15 protein-coding genes and 1 other RNA gene are annotated in these 17,917 nt (G+C 38.1%); 6 read left to right on the forward strand and 10 right to left on the reverse strand.

Translation table 11 applies throughout. The annotated features are described in order from the left end of the window. Nucleotides 1-87 precede the first annotated feature (87 nt). Entirely contained in the window at nucleotides 88-1,302 is a 1,215-nt protein-coding gene (gene gltS, locus AAEZ22_RS04605) for a sodium/glutamate symporter (RefSeq protein ID WP_352296303.1), read from the forward strand. Between the two features lie 720 nt (nucleotides 1,303-2,022). On the opposite strand, the gene ssrA is transcribed toward gltS, so the two are convergent. Continuing rightward, nucleotides 2,023-2,379, reverse strand: a transfer-messenger RNA (tmRNA) gene (gene ssrA, locus AAEZ22_RS04610). A 269-nt stretch (nucleotides 2,380-2,648) separates the two neighbouring features. Here ssrA and AAEZ22_RS04615 point away from each other — a divergent pair. Next, on the forward strand, nucleotides 2,649-4,274 hold the full coding sequence (locus AAEZ22_RS04615) for a flagellar assembly protein A (protein ID WP_011328770.1): 1,626 nt from the start codon (nucleotides 2,649-2,651) through the stop codon (nucleotides 4,272-4,274). On the opposite strand, the gene rnt is transcribed toward AAEZ22_RS04615, so the two are convergent. Beyond that, nucleotides 4,258-4,956, reverse strand: a complete 699-nt coding sequence (gene rnt / locus AAEZ22_RS04620; protein WP_011328771.1) for a ribonuclease T — start codon at nucleotides 4,954-4,956, stop codon at nucleotides 4,258-4,260. The genes AAEZ22_RS04615 and rnt overlap by 17 nt on opposite strands. Nucleotides 4,957-5,163: 207 nt before the next feature. On the opposite strand from rnt, the gene AAEZ22_RS04625 reads away from it, so the two are divergent. After that, complete coding sequence (locus AAEZ22_RS04625) at nucleotides 5,164-6,042, forward strand: flagellar protein MotY (RefSeq protein WP_086998494.1); 879 nt, start codon at nucleotides 5,164-5,166, stop codon at nucleotides 6,040-6,042. A 10-nt stretch (nucleotides 6,043-6,052) separates the two neighbouring features. On the opposite strand, the gene AAEZ22_RS04630 is transcribed toward AAEZ22_RS04625, so the two are convergent. Further along, nucleotides 6,053-6,943, reverse strand: coding sequence for a DMT family transporter (locus AAEZ22_RS04630; protein ID WP_352296307.1), 891 nt, complete (start codon nucleotides 6,941-6,943; stop codon nucleotides 6,053-6,055). 220 nt (nucleotides 6,944-7,163) lie between these two features. On the opposite strand from AAEZ22_RS04630, the gene AAEZ22_RS04635 reads away from it, so the two are divergent. Together AAEZ22_RS04635 and AAEZ22_RS04640 are read left to right on the forward strand one after the other, a co-directional pair. Then, nucleotides 7,164-8,366 (forward strand): aromatic amino acid transport family protein, encoded by a 1,203-nt coding sequence (locus AAEZ22_RS04635; RefSeq protein ID WP_352296310.1) that lies wholly within the window; start codon nucleotides 7,164-7,166, stop codon nucleotides 8,364-8,366. 195 nt (nucleotides 8,367-8,561) lie between these two features. Then, on the forward strand, nucleotides 8,562-8,927 hold the full coding sequence (locus AAEZ22_RS04640) for a hypothetical protein (protein WP_041454510.1): 366 nt from the start codon (nucleotides 8,562-8,564) through the stop codon (nucleotides 8,925-8,927). Between the two features lie 73 nt (nucleotides 8,928-9,000). Here the strand turns inward: AAEZ22_RS04640 and AAEZ22_RS04645 are convergent, their stop codons facing one another. Next, nucleotides 9,001-11,187 carry a TonB-dependent receptor gene (locus AAEZ22_RS04645; protein ID WP_352296313.1) on the reverse strand — a complete coding sequence of 729 codons (2,187 nt, stop codon included), beginning with the start codon at nucleotides 11,185-11,187 and terminating at the stop codon, nucleotides 9,001-9,003. 385 nt (nucleotides 11,188-11,572) lie between these two features. Between AAEZ22_RS04645 and AAEZ22_RS04650 the strand changes: the two genes are divergently transcribed. Further along, nucleotides 11,573-12,163 (forward strand): LuxR C-terminal-related transcriptional regulator, encoded by a 591-nt coding sequence (locus tag AAEZ22_RS04650; RefSeq protein ID WP_182684175.1) that lies wholly within the window; start codon nucleotides 11,573-11,575, stop codon nucleotides 12,161-12,163. Here AAEZ22_RS04650 and AAEZ22_RS04655 read toward each other — a convergent pair. The 6 genes from AAEZ22_RS04655 to AAEZ22_RS04680 are packed head-to-tail and all read right to left on the reverse strand — an operon-like array spanning nucleotide 12,153 to nucleotide 17,901. Continuing rightward, entirely contained in the window at nucleotides 12,153-13,004 is an 852-nt protein-coding gene (locus AAEZ22_RS04655) for a hypothetical protein (RefSeq protein WP_089368580.1), read from the reverse strand. The genes AAEZ22_RS04650 and AAEZ22_RS04655 overlap by 11 nt on opposite strands. Continuing rightward, complete coding sequence (locus tag AAEZ22_RS04660) at nucleotides 12,994-15,399, reverse strand: fimbria/pilus outer membrane usher protein (protein WP_352296317.1); 2,406 nt, start codon at nucleotides 15,397-15,399, stop codon at nucleotides 12,994-12,996. Before AAEZ22_RS04660 ends, AAEZ22_RS04655 begins: the two co-directional genes overlap by 11 nt. Before the next feature lie 5 nt (nucleotides 15,400-15,404). Beyond that, the gene (locus AAEZ22_RS04665; RefSeq protein ID WP_041454511.1) at nucleotides 15,405-16,130 is read right to left on the reverse strand and encodes a fimbrial biogenesis chaperone; all 726 of its coding nucleotides are present in this window, start codon (nucleotides 16,128-16,130) and stop codon (nucleotides 15,405-15,407) included. Continuing rightward, on the reverse strand, nucleotides 16,130-16,828 hold the full coding sequence (locus AAEZ22_RS04670) for a fimbrial biogenesis chaperone (protein WP_352296320.1): 699 nt from the start codon (nucleotides 16,826-16,828) through the stop codon (nucleotides 16,130-16,132). The genes AAEZ22_RS04665 and AAEZ22_RS04670 overlap by 1 nt, the downstream gene beginning before the upstream one ends. A gap of 53 nt (nucleotides 16,829-16,881) precedes the next feature. Then, nucleotides 16,882-17,379, reverse strand: a complete 498-nt coding sequence (locus AAEZ22_RS04675; protein ID WP_352296323.1) for a hypothetical protein — start codon at nucleotides 17,377-17,379, stop codon at nucleotides 16,882-16,884. 51 nt (nucleotides 17,380-17,430) lie between these two features. Then, nucleotides 17,431-17,901, reverse strand: coding sequence for a hypothetical protein (locus AAEZ22_RS04680; RefSeq protein WP_352296326.1), 471 nt, complete (start codon nucleotides 17,899-17,901; stop codon nucleotides 17,431-17,433). Nucleotides 17,902-17,917: the final 16 nt, after the last annotated feature.

Raw genomic sequence — 17,917 nt, forward strand, 5'->3', positions numbered from 1 at the left:
TGCTAATCTGTTGATTACCTCTTCACGGTCAAACTTTGGTTCATGTGCAAACAAAAATATACCGTATTAAAAAGGTTAAATGCGCTTATGAATATTGAAATTTCTATTATAGAAACCTTGTTAGTTTCTTTGTTAATACTTTTTGCAGGCTATTATCTCAATAGCAAAATTGCTTTTCTTAAAGACAACAACATTCCTGAACCCGTTGTGGGTGGTATTGCCTTTTCTATTATTGCAGCCATTCTGCACGTTTACCTTGATATTAACTTTCAATTCGATATGACTTTTAAAACCCCATTAATGACCATGTTTTTTACCACTGTTGGTTTAGGTGCGAGTTTTAGCTTATTAATTAAAGGTGGCCCTAAAGTCGCGCTGTTTTTGGGCGTCGCAACAATTTATTTATTGGTACAAAATGCCTTAGGCATATCTATTGCGGTAGCAACCGGTATGGAGCCTTTAATGGGGTTAATTGGCGGCTCTGTAACACTCTCTGGTGGCCATGGTAGTGGTGCTACGTACGCTGATTTATTTATTAATGAATATGGTATGCAAAGCAGCGTATTTGAACTGGCAATGGCAGCCGCTACGCTTGGGCTTATTCTTGGTGGCTTAGTTGGCGGCCCTGTCAGCAGGCGCCTCATTAATAAATACAACTTAAAAGCAGACACTTCATACCATGAAGAGCGCGATGACACAGTTACCTTCGATCCAGATGATCACGACCTAGTAACACCGCGTAAAATGATGGAAACCTTGTTTGTTATATTATTATGTATGTACTTAGGCCGCATGGGCTACGACGCATTAAAAGCAATTGACGTTATTTTACCAGCATTTTTAATCCCATTATTATTTGGTGTTTTTATTACTAACCTTACTGAATTTTCTAAAATTTATAAGGTAAGCCGCGCCTGTATAGACTTATGGGGCACTATGGCGCTATCAATGTTTTTAGCCATGGCTTTAATGTCGTTAAAAATATGGGAACTGCTGAGTTTAGCCGGCCCAATGATATTTATGATATTGGTACAAGCCGTTATGCTAATGCTGTTTGCCTACTTTATTACTTTTAGAGTAATGGGTAAAAACTACAACGCCGCAATAATAGCGGGCGGTCATTGTGGTTTTGGTTTAGGCGCAACCCCTACCGCAGTAGCAAATATGGAATCTTTAGTATCTCGTTACGGCCCCTCACCACAGGCATTTTTAGTAGTACCTTTAGTCGGCGCATTCTTCATTGATATTACCAACGCACTCATTATACAGCTGTATTTAAGCTTTCCTTTTGTTAGCGGTTAATAGCCGCACTTAAGCTATTGTATTAAACATTAAGCCAGCCTTAGCGCTGGCTTAATGTTTACTTCGTATCTACTTACTGCTTTATCTCATCGCTAAGCAGCAACCTTACAAACGTATCAAATCTCAACTTACTTTCAATAATCTAAAGCAATACAAGTTTAGTATTATTTACTAAGGTAGATCCCCCCATAAAAGCCCTTCACAGCCTGCTACAGCGCTTTATAAGAAGTTATCTATCGTTGTGGTTAAACCTTGTTAAAATCTCTTACAAGCTATTGGTTTTTTGAGCATTAGGTATTAAGTTGCCAATAACCCGTTTTTTAGCGCCAATTCGCTTCACCAGCCCAGCTTCTTTTAAAACCTTAATCCGCCTTTAGATGGCGCTCAACGACGTTTCGCTAGCGACAACTAACTGTGCGTTTGTAATATGAGGATCGTTGCTAATAAGGTTGATTATTAATTTATCTACATCAGACAGTTTTAAACTCTCAGTTACTCCCCTCATTTAAACCTTCATTTTTTAAAAGCTTAGCTTCGGTTACTGCATCAAAAATCAACACTCAATGAAGTGCGCTACCGGCTTGGTGGGTACTTTGGCGAATAGCTTAATGGGTCTGTGATCTTAATTAACCTTTAGCCATAAAAAAACCCGCAAGCTTGATTTCTCAAGCATTGCGGGTTTTTTAGGGTTTTTAGACAAACGAATCTAAAAACCGATATTGGTGGAGCTGGGGGGATTTGAACCCCCGTCCGAAAAGCCTCGACCGTCGGTACTACATGCTTAGTATTGTCATTTAATTAACCTTTAAGTCCCGGACAAACACGGTAAATAAAGGCGAGGCCGCTTAGTTTTAACGCTTCAACCCCGGCCAGGGTTTCCATCGCGATCAGGTGTTAGGGTGACACTCCAAAATCTAGTCCACAAGAATACATAGAAGGAGCGCTAGCTGGCCTAAGCCGCTAGAGAGTAGTTATCGTCGTTTGCGATTACTTTAGGTTGCGGCTGTTTAACGAGGCAAACCGCACCTCGACATGCACCTTGGGCTTCTTGAATTCCGTCGAATCCTAATCAGCCCCTGAATTAGTAACTCATTCAGAGCGTACGGCTAGTATAACCGAGTAACATGCTGATACTCAAGGGCCTTCGACGCTTTATTTTATTTACTAAGCACTATTGTGCATTAAACAGGCAAAGCTATGCAAACAACCCGAGTAAGCAATAACATTTACTTAACACTCTCTCTGCTTTGTGCTCAAATACGAGATTAAAATTTATTTAATAACAAATTTTGATCTTTATATAAAAAATAAAATAATAACAGGCATATTACGTAGGGAATTTATAAATGTCGGTTTTCTCATTTAATCAACAAACAGGGTACTTGTCTTTATTAAAGCATCCTATAGACAGTGGTTTTATAGCAACAACAACACAGTTAATAACATTGATAGAGCAATCTCAGTATTGTGACTTTGAGATTATAGCTGTCAATATTAGTAAGCTATTTGCGCAAAGTAAAAATTATCAAAGCGAATCGTTAATTGTTGCACACGCAATTAATGCCGCTATTACTATTAATATTGATGACAAAAATATGGTAGCCGAAGCAACGATTAAAACGGCAAAAGGTGGTGTATTGCTATCAATGCAAGACGCACAAAAAGCACTTTTTGATGCTGGTATTAGTAAGGGCATAAGCCCACAAGCCTTAGATAACTTTTTAGGACAGCAATTTGAGCACCCAGCAGGAAGCGAATATTCTGCAATTATTGCGCATGGCCGTAACCCTAAAAAAGGCCTTGACGCCAAATTTGTACGTTTGTGTTCAACCGCACAAGATCGCGTACTTAGCCCGCAAGCTAAGGAAGGCGGTAAAGTTGATATGAAAAATTTAGGGGCAATTATTACGGTAAAACCAGGCACGCCACTTATGCAGCGAGTTGCGGCTACTTTAGGTGAAGATGGTTATACTGTATTTGGCGATATTATTTTAGCAAAGCCCGGAAAAGAGCATCAATTGCAGCCCTTTGAGGGAACCAAAATAGATCCTAATAACCCAAATATATTAATAGCTGATTGCAAAGGCGTACCTGTTGCCCTCCCCCGTGGAATGCGTGTGGATGACGTGTTATGTTTTGATAACGTAGATGTAAGCACCGGCCATATTAACTTTACCGGTAGCGTAATTATTAGTGGTGATATTAAAGATGGTATGCATGTTAAAGCGAATGGCGACATTACTGTTTTAGGCTTTGTAGAATCAGGAACAATACACAGTAAAGGTGCAGTAACCATTATGCTAGGTGCCATTGGCCGAAAGCGCGAAGTTGATGAAGCATTTAGTTGCCACATAATTGCTCAGCGGACTATTTGCGTTGGATATGCGCAGTATTGCCACATAGAAACAGCGCAAGATCTCTTTATTGAACGCCAGGCTTTACATTGTGATTTACGCGCTAAGCGATTAATTAGAGTAGGAAAAGCGAACAATCCGCGCGGTAAAATAATTGGCGGTAATATATTAGATGCACTGCGTCTTGAAACTGGTGAGCTGGGTGCGCCCGCAGGAACTAAAACCAAGGTGTTTTTAGCACAACATTGGTTTGAACTGAGAGAAAAGCAAACTGAAATTTTTGACTTTGAAAAGCTGCTTGCTGATAAATCTGCTGTGCTAAAAAATGCGCGAATTAAGGCCAACAAAATCCCAGCGCCGGCACAACGTCAACTATATTTAGATAAAATAAAACTTAACGAGCAGCATATACAAACACGTACTGCCCAGTTACAACGTCAAAAACAGCTTATTAAGCATAAAATAATGCAACTATTGGCCACCAGCCACTTAAAAGTTAACGATTTAATGCATCCGGGTGTGGAGCTTAAAATAGCAAAAGACACTAAGCAGTTTTCGCGTATTTATCCGCCCCATTTAGTCAAACTAAGCGAAGGTAAAATTACTCAGACGTTTTAGCATCATCGCTGTCAATATCATCTACTTGTAACTCAGTATCGGTGTTTTCTAATGGCGCTAGTGGCCAACCGCCTAGTTGTTGCCAGCGATTCACTATTAAACAATAAAGCTCAGCGGTACGCTCTGTATCGTAAAGTGCTGAGTGTGCTTGGCTATTATCAAATTCAATACCCGCTGCTCTACATGCTTTGGCAAGTACAGTTTGCCCTAAAGCAAGCCCTGCTAACGATGTAGTATCAAAACTTACAAATGGATGGAACGGCGTGCGCTTTATATTATTGCGCTCTATTGCTGCATTTAAAAAACCATGATCGAATGCTGCATTATGCGCAACCACAACTGAACGTTGGCAGCCGGCTGCTTTTTGCGCTTTGCGCACAACTTTGCAAATTTCTTTAATTGCATGCTCTTCAGGCACGGCACCGCGCAGTGCTGAAAATGGATCAATACCATTGAACTCAATGGCCGCTTGTTCAATGTTAGCGTCTGCAAACGGTTCTACATGAAAGTGCACCGTGTGATCTATGCTAAGCAATCCTTCGTCATCCATTTTTAAAACAGATACTGCAATTTCTAATAAAGCGTCGGTATCTTTATTAAACCCGCCAGTTTCAACATCAATTACCACTGGAAAAAAGCCGCGAAAGCGTTTTGCGAAAAGTGTTTGCTCAGTATTTGCCATAGTCTTCTTGGTTTGTAGGTGTAAGCCATCTATTATGTCAAAATTGAGGGCCTTTCGGCTAGGGGATTTATTGATTAATTACAGCTAAAACTATAGGCATGCAATTTGCTTTACAGTTAGAGCTTACTCAGTATTGTTTACTATTAAGTGCTATTACACGGTATTTTGCCAAATTATTGGCAATACTGATTTACTGGAGAATTCCCGATGAAGTTTAAGTTGTTATTTATTAGCCTTGGTATTACCAGCGCACTTTGCAGCTATAGCAGCTATGGTGCTATGCGCCAATACATTGCCGATCAAGACAACTCTAATTGGCAAGTAGTTAAAACCACTCGTTTACAATGCCAGTTAAATCATGAAGTTCCATATTATGGCGAAGCCATATTTAATGTTAATGCAAGTAAAAACAAAGATCTTACTTTTAATTTAGATATGGTTGTTCGCCCTGATAATTACGCTATTGCGGGCTTAAAAGCAGTGCCACCAGCATGGCGTGCCGGTACGCCAGTTCGCGATATAGCTGACATGAAGTTACTTAAAAAGTTTGACGGCGAACTGGGTAATAAAACCGCATGGGAAATGCTCACCGAACTTGAAAAAGGTAATCAGCCTACTTTTTATTATCAAGACTGGCAAAATAGTGCCGATAAAATTGCCGTAGGCATGTCGGGGGTTAATTTTAAACAAGCCTATTGGGCCTTTTTACAATGCCGCGATGAATTACTGCCATATAGCTTTGAAGATATTTCGTTTACGGTAATGAACTATCAGTCTAACAGCAGTAAATTAACTAAATCTTCGCAGCAACGTTTAGATAAAATTGCTGAATACTTAAAAAATGATCCAAGTATTGAGTCAATTAATATAGCGTCTTATACCGATAGCTATGGCGGTCGATGGAATAACCTAGACCTTTCTAAAACACGCGCTAAAGCAATTAAAGATTATATGATTAGTTTAGGTGTTGATGAAACTAAAGTGCATACCGATGGGTTAGGTGAAAAACGTTTTGTAGACACTAACGATACTATTTTAGGGCGCAACAAAAACCGTAGATTAGTAATTCAAATAGCGAAAATATGATGCTTTAACATCATATTTTTTGCTTATTTCGATTAACTATTTGCTCGCCAAACTGAAACACACCTAAGCTTAGTAAAATAATAACCGCACCACTAATAAGCTCCTTGCTAAGCGGTTCATTATTAAGCCATGCGCCAAGCCCTAATGCAAAACTTGGGGTAATAAGCGTGGTAAGTGCAACAGTACTGGCATTTAAGTTTTGTAATACATGAAAATACGCCAGCGCTCCTAACAATGAGCCAAATACTCCTAAATAACCAATAGCCCATATTGATTTAGCACTCCAATTTTGTATATTTAATTCACCGTCTAGCAGCAACCAAGCAATAAAAAATAAAGGTGTTACAAACACCAGAGCACCAAATGTAGTTGCCATAGGATGAATAGCAATTTTAACCCGCTTGATCATCACTCCACTTAAACTAAAAAAACACACCGCTATAAACACATATAACAAACCAAGCCCCTGAGTTTGCGAGTGCTTAATTTGGTTATAGCTGACAAAATATAATCCGATTAGGGCACATGTCAGTGCGATTAGCTTAATTGCACTAAACTTAGGCTCGTTAAGGAGTTGCTGGGCAAGTAAGCCCGATAAAATAGGCGCTAAGCCAAACATTAATGAAATAATGCCTGAGGGCACTGTTTTAGCCGCCATATAACTAAGTAACATGCCACCAAAAATACCTATGCTAGAGTAAAAATAAAGTAAGCAGGCATTTTTATTCCACGGCACCCTAATACGCGTAATAGCTATAATTACAGCACCTAAAGTAAGCCCTACCAACATACGTAATAAAACCGCTAATGTTGGCGATACTGTATCGCTGCTCCACACTATACCTAATGGTGTGGTTGACCATATAAGAACCATTATAAAGTACGATACTTTAATTGGCACATGCCGCTCCTTAGCCATTAACAATAAAACTCAAAAAACTTCAAATAAACTATACGCTTAAAGCACTTTTTTAATAGTTAATATTAATAAAAGATGCATTTAAATTACAGTTGTAAATAGATAATTACACTTTATTTTATTTCTTTTATAACAAAACTATTTAAGTTTTGGTTAACTAGTTATATCTTGCGTACCTCTCAAGATTGATCAGGATCATTAAGTGCTTAAAAATAAAACAATAGGTAGCATGTTAATTGTTGCAGGTACTACCATAGGTGCAGGTATGCTGGCCTTACCAATTGCATCAGCCGGACTAGGGTTTAGTATTGCGCTGACATTAATTGTCGGTTGTTGGTTATTAATGACCTACACTGCACTGCTAATGCTTGAGCTCCATCAATATGCTCCTCGCGATGCGACGCTAAATACCTTAGCTAAACTTTGGCTTGGCAAACGTGGGCAATATGTAGCTAACTTTTCGGTGATATTTTTATTTTACGCTTTGTGTGCAGCTTATATTGCTGGTGGTGGCGCACAACTTCAAGATCGCATAAACACGGGGTTTAACGTGAGTATTGCACCGCAACTGGCCTCTGTTTTACTGGCGGTTTTAATTGCTGGTGTCGTAACTCTGGGTACCAGTAAGGTCGATAAATTTAATAGAGTGCTGTTTTCAATAAAAATTGTGGTACTTGCCAGCCTGTTTTATATGTTAACGCCTTATGTACATGGCCAACATTTACTTGAAATGCCAGTAGAGCAAGGCTTAATACTCTCGGCTATTCCGGTGGTATTTACCTCATTTGGTTTTCATGGCTCTATTCCTTCAATTGTTAAATACGTAGGATTAGAAATAAAAACACTGCGTAAAGTAATGATAGCGGGTGCAACGCTACCGTTAGGTATTTATATTTTTTGGCAAATATTAAGCCAGGGTATTATGAATCAAAATGATTTGCTCAATAGCCAAGGTTTAAGTGGCTTTGTACAAAGCATGGCGAGCATAGCGCACAACCCAAACGTTGCCACTGCCGTTAAGTTATTTGCTGATCTTGCATTAGCCACTTCATTTTTGGGTGTAAGTTTAGGCTTGTTTGACTTTTTTGCCGACACTTTCAAAAAAGCAGATACAAAAGCGGATCGAATTAAAACGGCATTAATTACCTTTATACCTCCTCTTGGTTTTGCCATATTTTATCCGCAAGGGTTTATTATGGCGCTTGGCTACGCAGCGATTGCCTTAGTGATTTTGGCCGTTTTTTTACCTGTAGCTATGGTTTATAAGCAACGTAAAAGTACACAGAACACAGGTTATAAAGTACGCAGCGGTAATATTGGCTTAGCCATTGCAGCATTATGCGGTTTAACTATTATTAGTGCCCAAGGCCTACAAATGGCCGGATTAATACCCGCAATAGGCTAATTCTAATAACTCCCGAGCTCAATGCTCGGGGCTCAATAAACCGTAGTTACACCCAAGTATTGAGCCAATTTAAACAGCTTAGGGCAATCACTTTTATCCATTAATTTAAAATTTAATCGTTTTGTTACGGGTATGTTCATTTTAGTTACTTATAATGGTGTTAAATATTATTTTATATCGATGGAAAAATTACACATGAATAAATTAGCAGGTTTAGCATTATTAGGTACTTTACTTACATTAACCGCGTGTGAAGATGCCAAAGAGATCAAAGAAGACGCCAAAGACACCGGTGCTCAAGTACAGCAAGAGCTAGATAAAGCGTGGACTAAAGTAAAAGAAACTACTCACGAAATTAAACATGACGAGTCGCTTAATCAGTTATTACAGCAAAGTAAAGCAATGGGTTTAGATATGTACGATGACGGCAAAGAAGTTGCTGTTGATGCGTGGATAAAAAGTAAAGAAACGGCAGGCGAGCTAACCGAAAAAACCAAACAAAAAGCACGTGAAATTGCCGAAGAAATTGAGCAAGCACGTAAAGATCTTAACAAAGATTAATTTTGCCCTACTAATATTAAAAAAGGTAAGCCGCGGCTTACCTTTTTTGTTTAAATGCGTTAGCTAAATTAGTTTACAGCTCGAAGTCTTTTTTGAACTTTAAACCAAATTCACTGCGGTCATTACTGCGCATAACGCCAACAAAACCAGTTTGTTGTAGGCGTCCTACATCGTACACTTCGTTTAATACGTTTTCACCATATAGCGTTACTTCCATATCGCCGTACGGGTTAGTGTAAGAAATATTAAAGCCAACTAACTCACGAGAATCAATTGTTTCGCTATAGTTAAATACTGACTGACCTTGCATTTCACTGCGGTACGAGTAGTTTGCATTAAAAGCCAGAGTGCCACCGTTATTTAAATCCATAAAATATGAAGGCGCAATCATCACAGTCCAGCGTGGTGTTAATGCAGGCGAATCGCCTTTACCAATTCCTTGTACGCCTGCTGCTACTTCACTAATTTCTGAATCTAAGTAACCCACTGCACTGCGAATAGTAAAGTCGTCAGTAATAGCTACTGTTGTTTCAAGCTCAATACCTTGCGCTTTTGATTGACCAGCATTTTCAACGATAGTTACAAAACCACCGCCCGAAGTAGGGTCTGAAAATGGCAGCGCTAAATCTGTGTAGTCAGTTACAAATACAGCCAACATCATAGATACATTTTCGTGTACTTGGCCTTTTAAGCCAATTTCGTAGTTAATTGCTTTTGTTTCATCAAATGATGAAAACTGATCAGGCCCGCCAAATGGACGCGGTGGAAAGCCACCTGTTTGGTAACCTTTTTGAACTTGACCATACACATTCATATTATTACTAAGCTGGTACGAAGCATTTATATCCCACGTCACAGCATCAAAGTCTGCAGATACATATTTACGTTCGGCAAAAGATGGAAAAATTGCATTCGCTTCTTTTTTATCTTTTGAATAGCGCAGGCCACCACCAACGCTTAAGTCGTCGGTTAAATCGTAGCCGGCATTAAAGTAAGCAGCATAAGAGTTGGTTTCTTGATTTATTTCGAAGAAGCCAAAACTGTCAGGCGTATTGTATGGGCTAAATACAAAGTCTTCTGAACGGGTAAAGCCATCTTCATTAAAGAAGTATAAGCCAGATACAAAGTCCATGTTGTCAAACGTTGCGTTTAACTGAACTTCAAATGAGTATTGATCAGCACCACCTTGCTCTGGAAACTCAGATAAATTAAGCGCTGATGCATCATCATCTAAACCACCTTCATACTCAGAGGTACGGTAGCTTGAGATAAACTTACTTGTATAAGTGTCGTTAATTGCCCAATCAGCAGCAAATGAAGTTCCCCAACCTGAGTAAGAAGTTGATTCAATACCCGCAACGGTTGTGCCTAAATCATCTGGATTTGCCGGAATTAAATCTGGTGTTAATAATGGGAAATCGCCATTGTTCTGATCATTTGGATCAAGTGGTGCGGTAAGCTCAATTGTATAAGGCGATTGGCCCGATTCGTTATCAACGCCATCTAAAGAAAAAGTAAATGCAAGGTCGCTAGTTGCTTGGTATTTAAATGCAACACGGCCACTAAACTCTTGCTCTTCACCAATTTCCTTTTCTGGGTTAGCTAAATTAACTGCTGTACCCACCCCATCACGCTGCTTGTATGACGCACTTGCCGACATACTTAAGTCATCAGTTAATGCGTTATTAAAGTAAATATCGCCTGCTATACGACCGCGGCTACCCACTTTTGCAGTCGTTGTTAAAATGCCTTCATCACCTGGTTGCTTGGTTATTACATTAACCGCGCCACCTAAAGTATTACGGCCATATAAAGTACCTTGAGGGCCACGCAATACTTCTACACGCTCAACATTCGGTAGCGATAAATTTGACCCCATTTGACGGCCTAAATACACACCATCTAAGTAAACCCCAACACCAGGATCGGTAGTAATAACATGATCTTGAAGGCCTATACCGCGAATAAACACAGATGCATGTGCCGAGTTACCCACGCCATAACGAGTAATATTTAAATTAGGTACATACTTACCAATATCTTCTAAATTACTCATATTGGCTTTATCAATGAGGTTTGCACCTATTGATGTAATTGCGGTTGGAGACTCAAATAAGCTTTCTGTACGTTTACGAGCGGTTACTTCTATTTTTTCAAACGCGTCTTGCTTTGCTGTTGTTTTGGTTTCTTCTGCATTTACTGAGGTAGTGAGTGCAGCAATAATTGCTAAGCTTAACGGTGAGAGGTTGCGTAATTTCAAAAATAATCTCCAAAGGGTATAGGTTTTGTTATGCGTTATATTTTTATAAAATATAAATTGTAGGCATAAAAAAAGATGCGTTGTAGCATCTTTCCTCTGGATGTAAATTATATGATATAAACAAGATGATATGTATCATTTTCTAATATTTTATTAATAAAAACCCTGCCGCGCCACAACTCCTCGCTAAAAGTTATTCAGTAAAACGCCATTCACCTTAAATTATTAAAATGAAGAGGTAAATAAACCCACAGAGCCTATTGCGTATACTACAATTAAACAAGCGATTTAAGTTAAATAACAAACGATTTGTACATTATTCCACCATTGATATTAACTGAACTTAGGAATATAGTATTAATACTTAAGTATATGGAATAAATTTATGGCAATTGAAAATGTAACGAATAAACAGATAAAGTGTTTAAATACTTCCGGGTATACTTCTTTATTTTGTGTGGCGACACAATACAATATACTGCTGGTAAATTATCAAGCACTTAACGTTATCACTAACTATGAACTAATTAATCAGTTTATGTTAAAAAATGAGCACCAAGGGCTTGTTATTTTTGACGTGCCTAAAGACAGTGATGTTATTCCATTAAAAGAATGGCCTAACTTAAAGGGCTTATTTTATGCTAATACAGACGAAGCTCTTTTTCACCAAGGGTTAGAAGCGATTAATAAGGGAGAACTTTGGTTTCCTCGCGCAGTTACTGATTGTTGGATGAGGCAAATGCTGGCTAGCGAGCAACAAACAACACTGCAGTCGAATAACCTTACCTGTAAAGAAATTAAAGTTTTAAACTTACTGTTTTCAGGAATGCACTCCAGTGCTATTGCCGATAGCCTGTTTATCAGCGAAGCAACTGTGCGAGTTCATTTACATAAAGTGTATCAAAAAATTGCCGTTAAAAATAAGCAGCAAGCACTTGCATGGTGTCAAAAAAACTTAAACAAAGTTAATAGTTAAGTGGGCTAATTTGAAACCTTATAGTATCTGTATACTCACCAGCGGCTTGCTCTTTAAAGTCAGCTAACTGTATTTTAAGTGGCAATAAAAACACAGTTTGCCCAGCGTATGAAAACGTTTTATTTGTATCTTGACTCAATCCTAACCAATTACCCGCCAAATCTAAATTATAATCTATCGCATATTGTTGCTGATACATACTGTGCACTAACTTACCTTTATTATCAGAGCTAACACGCAGCCGAACATCTGAATTAGTCACTACTTGCAGGCTAGGTAACATAGCGTATTCTTGCAGAGGTATTAACTCTCCTAAGTTAATGGTATTTGCAAAAGTATTATAACCAAGCACCGACAGGCTGGTTCTTGGGGCAATATCTGTTTCAATGTCAAGTTGACGCTCATCGAGCAGCTGATTATTTTGATCATAAAGTTTTATTTGCAATCTATCTGTGTATAACCCTGCCTTTACCGGTGTACCCGATGGGATCAAAAGTTCAACTTCAGCCGCTGACTCTACTAGTTGTAAACGACTAATTGATGAGCTGACTAATTGCTGAGTATCGCTGCGAAATTGATAAGCAATACTTTGAAAAGCGCCTTTTAGCTGCGCTTGGTTTTCACTGGTTAGTATAATATGTAGCTGGCACTGTTCGTCATTTATTACATTAATGCGCAGCTGCTTTTTTGCATCTACTTTTTGTAATGCATGGTACTGATCAAAGTCATCAAATAAGTGGTCAATATTATTTAACCTTGCATCACACTGTGCGTAGCTAATATAAGGTAAAAGTAATAAAGCTAAGCCGCTAATAAAGGTAACCGTTTGTTTAGTGTACATAAATCTTTCCTTTTCTTTGTAGTTGCTCACCTTCTTTTACATCTAAAATAAATTGCGATTTTTCGCTATTATTTAATGTCACTTCATAGCTACAAGGGGTAAGCCCAGTTAATGCAAAACGACCCGATTTATTTGTAAAAAACTTATGTTCTTTTTCAGTATTATCTGAACATACAGCAACACCCACTTGTAATGCTAACGGCTGTTGTTGTTGATCTAGTAAAGTGGCAATAACCGATATATTTGCAGCAGTACCAATCATTACACTATACCCACTGCGATAAGAGGGGAAAAACACCACTAAACCCGCCCCAATATCATACCCAGGCTCCAAATCTTCTACATCTACTGAAATAGCCGAATTATCGTATGAGCTAATATCATGTAATAAAATAGTATCAAAATCTGCATTGTTTGCTCTGTATTGATCTTTGTATTGGCCCAAGGTTATTTTTTTATCTTTTAGGCTCGAGTGGGGTTTAATTAAAGCAAAGCTGTCGTATATAGGCTTACCTATTGCCCAATCATCTTCTGCAAATGCTACGCTGGATGCAAAACTAACCCGACTTTGATGATAAGCTGAACTTGCATTTAATTGCTCATAAAAGCTAGCATGGTCTAAACTAGCTAAGAACCGGTTGCCATTATATTGTGTGTTTAAGTCAAATAATGCTTCATTTTGGTCATTATGTTCAATTCCCGTTCTTAAACTAAAGGCACCTACATAACGTTGATTAGCATCTTGGGTATACTCTAAACGTGTTTTGTTTCTACGTGATTGGTGAGATAACTTTAAACGTCGATCATTACTAAACTTATAGGTTAAAGAGAGCCTAATTCCCCACTCTGCATTATCAGCTATTTCATCCCATTGAGCGCCTAAGCTATAACGCCAATTGCCATTACTTACATCGCCTGTAAAGTTAACACCAGCAGATTTATCAAACTGAGCTTCATTATGCGCTCTTGATAGGTTGGCAAAAAAAGAGGTGCGCAAAGTAGGGCTATTAAAAAAACTATAGTTTGCCTGAATAAAGTGTTCTCGTAGTCGAGCACTACCTTGTAGATCAGGTCGATAGCCGACTGCACGAAAGTCTTTAGTAGAGTATTCGTAACCAAAACTAATATCTTGTGGTAATTCACTTCTGTCTGTAAAGCTACTATATACCAATCGGTAAGCGTGTCCTGTTTCGTCGCCAAAACTCACTGCATTTTCAAATGCAAATTGGCCAATGTTGGCTGCATAAATACTTTTAAAGCCTGCTTGTTGTATAAATTCATCTGCTTGCGCTGTAAAGCCAATAGTCCAACTAGGCGATACCCCATAATCAAGATAGGTACTTATCAATGGGCTGTCATTATCGTAATTTAGCTGATCGGTTAATGTCGATGGCACTCCAATATGAATCGCATATTCTAGCTGTCCCTCTGCAAATAAATCTAAGCCCGTGGTTACATCAAAATTAACGTATCGTACTACCCCTGCAATATCAGTGATCCGCAAACTTATATTATTACTTCCCTCATTCAACGGTATATCATCTAATGAATATATGCCTGCAGTTAAATTTAATCGCTGTACAATCCTATCGTCAACCAATACTTCTACAGAAGATGGGCTTTCTAAAGTAAAGCTTCTAGAGGCACTGGGTCTTATTGGCCTATCGGATACTAGCGAGAAGTCATGAGCAAGCGAAATTCCCAAAATACGTGATGTAGATTGAAAGTAACTTCCTGAGCTGTAGTTATCGCCTATTGATACACGCATACCTTTTAACGGTAAGTCATGCACTAAGCGTGTGCCTATACGTTTAACATTTGATGATGTTGCCTCAACGTCTGATAAATACTCAAGTTCATTTTCTACTACCCAGCCCCCCCAATTCATCACCATTTCAGCACGAAAGGCTAGCTGTTTGTCTGTCGTATCTGTATTGTTATTTTGTTGATATAAGTAGCTAGAATACAGGTTAACAAAGCCACTTAAATTAGCCACTTCTGAAGCTTTTAGTCGCCTAGAGTCTGATTTTAAACTTAATGTTTGCGGGCGGGTTAAATTAAGAGGAGCATTTATTTTTAAACTAAAATCGCTTAGGTCAAAGTTAACCACTAAGCCAAACTTTTCTAATGCTTGCTTGCTAAGTAAACCATCAACAACCTTAGCTTTTAATATGGCAAGGCCTTCAGGGTATAACACTTCCTTTAATACTGTTTCAACTTCGTTCCACTTAAGTAATAAATTATCACCTGGCTCCACAGCAAGTGTTACTCTGCCAATATCTGTTTTATTAAGCTCAGCCTCAACACTTAGCTCAATGGTTCGGTTAGATGGATTTATTTTTGCTAGGCTTACTTGAGTGAATACAATTAATAATAAACAAATAAATATACGCATATTTATTACCTCATCAATTCTAAGCGTAAGCTTTTAAAACTATCCTCTTTTATCGATTTTGGTTTAGGTATTTTTATATAGTGGCTACTATTAGGTGCAAAAAACACGTCATACCCTTGTGCCTTTAATTGCTGCTTTAAAATGCGTTCTATTAATACTCCAGAACTTTCATCAGTTAACTTGATCTCATAATCACTTAATCGACTCGCACCTGGGCCTTTATTTATTATATTTACCATAATGTCTGTTCCCTCAATATGAGACTCTCCAACGGCTAAATCTGCTGTTAACTGTGGTTGATCTACATGCACAATTAAGTTCACATTAAGCAGCATGGTCAATTGCGATGCTTTGTCTGCTAAATGAGCGTTTAATGGTTGCTCAATCAAGCTAACTTGGTAACTTTTATCTGTGGTTGGCAGTACTTTATCTAGCCATCTAAATTGAATACGCTGACTTTGCCCTGCTTGTAGCAATAATGACGGCGGAAACACCCACAATGGCGAATCTTCTAACGGCACTAATTGTGGTTCATCTTGTGTAAATTGAATTTCGTATACCTGTATATCAAAGGCAATATCACGTGGTAACTGGTTATGTATTAAACTAGATGCACCATTTGACACGCCATTTGGTGAAAAAGTAACTACCATGGGCGTTACTTCTAAAGCGTAGGCGGGCAAAGCTAACATTACAAATAATAATAAGTAATAATTCAGCAGCCTACACATTAAAACAGCACCTCTAACTCACTTTGCTCTGCATTAAATTGCGCTGGTATTTTTATTGTTACTTCTCGACTTGAGTTAGGTAAAAGCAGCTTTCCACTTAACGCTTTACTTAAGCTTTCTCCTTCAAGCACAAATTTTTCATTATTACCCTTAATTACCCACTGTGCTTTTGACAAACTTATGTATTTATTGCCGATATTATCTATTAATACTTTCCAGTTATTGTTTTCTGCTTGTCGCTTATTTTTAATGACTAATTTAGCTTTTGCGTTTTGTGGAACTACATTAAACAGCGTTCTGAAACTTAGATTCATTCCCACTCCTGATTGAGTTGTATTGCCTAGGTCTACAGATACTTGATCTACAAAAATACGATAAGCTTTTGAACTTTTTAATATTGGCTCCCCAATATATCTAACAATGACAGACTGGCTTTTTCCCGCTGGAATAATCGTTGTCATGGGGATGATTAAAAAATCATCTTCATTAATACTAAGTAACTCTTCTCCCTGTTCAGTGAGTTGTAAATCATAACTAGATATATCAATAGTTAAAGGAGTATCTGCTGTATTAACTATCCGCATTATCTGCTGTGAATGGGTTCCAATGGATTTTAGCTCTGCAATCATTGGCTGTACCTGAAATGAAAGTACCGAGGTAGAAGTAATAAATAAAGTTAATAAAATTAATAGACGCATAAGATCCCCTCTTTAAAAGTAAAGAAGGCAGTTTAAACTGCCTTCTAGGATGACTAATTACCAACTGTAATAACAAATGCTAGAGTGTCTGCATAAGTACCAGAAAACAAGGCTGTCTCTTTAAGTGATAAAGTAATATTACCCGATACACCATTAGCTAATGCAGCTACTTTGGCAGTCTCCGTCTTTAGGATTGTCTGGCTATTGGGCTTATCATTTTGACCATCATCTGCCTTTAAAGTAAAATTAAACGGAGCAGCATCTAGAGTAGCCCAATACCCTACACCTTTGTCTTCCTGATCTGCGTTTTGTAAATGCCCTTCAGAGGTAATGAGTGAAACCGTTGCTCCATCAGGATCATTACACTGTATCTCAACACCAATATTTACATCCGGAGTACCTACTTCTAATTCAGCAAAAGAAGCTGAACTTGAACCGATAGTAGATACATTACATATTGAATCAACATTACCGGTTAAATTTATACTTTGTGCTAGTGCTGCACCTGATGTAAGTGCTGCGATTGCTGATAATACGATTAACTTTTTCATTGTTATATTCCTTTTCCATGTGATATATGTTTATGTTTAATAATTAATGGTTTACCGCACGCCACCAGAGACTGCAGATGGCGTCATTTCTATGCGAATAACATCCTGGTAATTTCCTGCATAAATTAAAGGGTCTACTAGCTCTAACTGTAGTTTTGCTACACTGTTAAATAAAATTTTATCAACATTAAATGTTTGTGATACTGTTAGGGTCTGTGACGAAACAGACATACTTTGATTAGCATCTGCAATTGACAAGTTAACGTTATAAGCATTTAAGTGAGTACCCTGCTGGTGGCGCAAACCACCGTTTTCTGACAGCATAGATACCCGCATAGGTGAGTTACAATTAATTGCTAACTCTGTATTAGCGAAGCCATCTGAAGAAATAATTAAGTTTTTATTTTCTGCCGTAAACTCACATTTAGGTGAAATGTACCCTACTAAAGTAAGTGTTACTTCATCGTTGCTATATGCATTACATGCAAAGCAACATAATAAATAACCTAGATATTTTTTCATTATTGCCATTTCCTTT

This window comes from Pseudoalteromonas sp. 20-MNA-CIBAN-0454 (genome assembly GCF_040308685.1).
In the GTDB taxonomy this organism is placed as follows: domain Bacteria; phylum Pseudomonadota; class Gammaproteobacteria; order Enterobacterales; family Alteromonadaceae; genus Pseudoalteromonas; species Pseudoalteromonas nigrifaciens.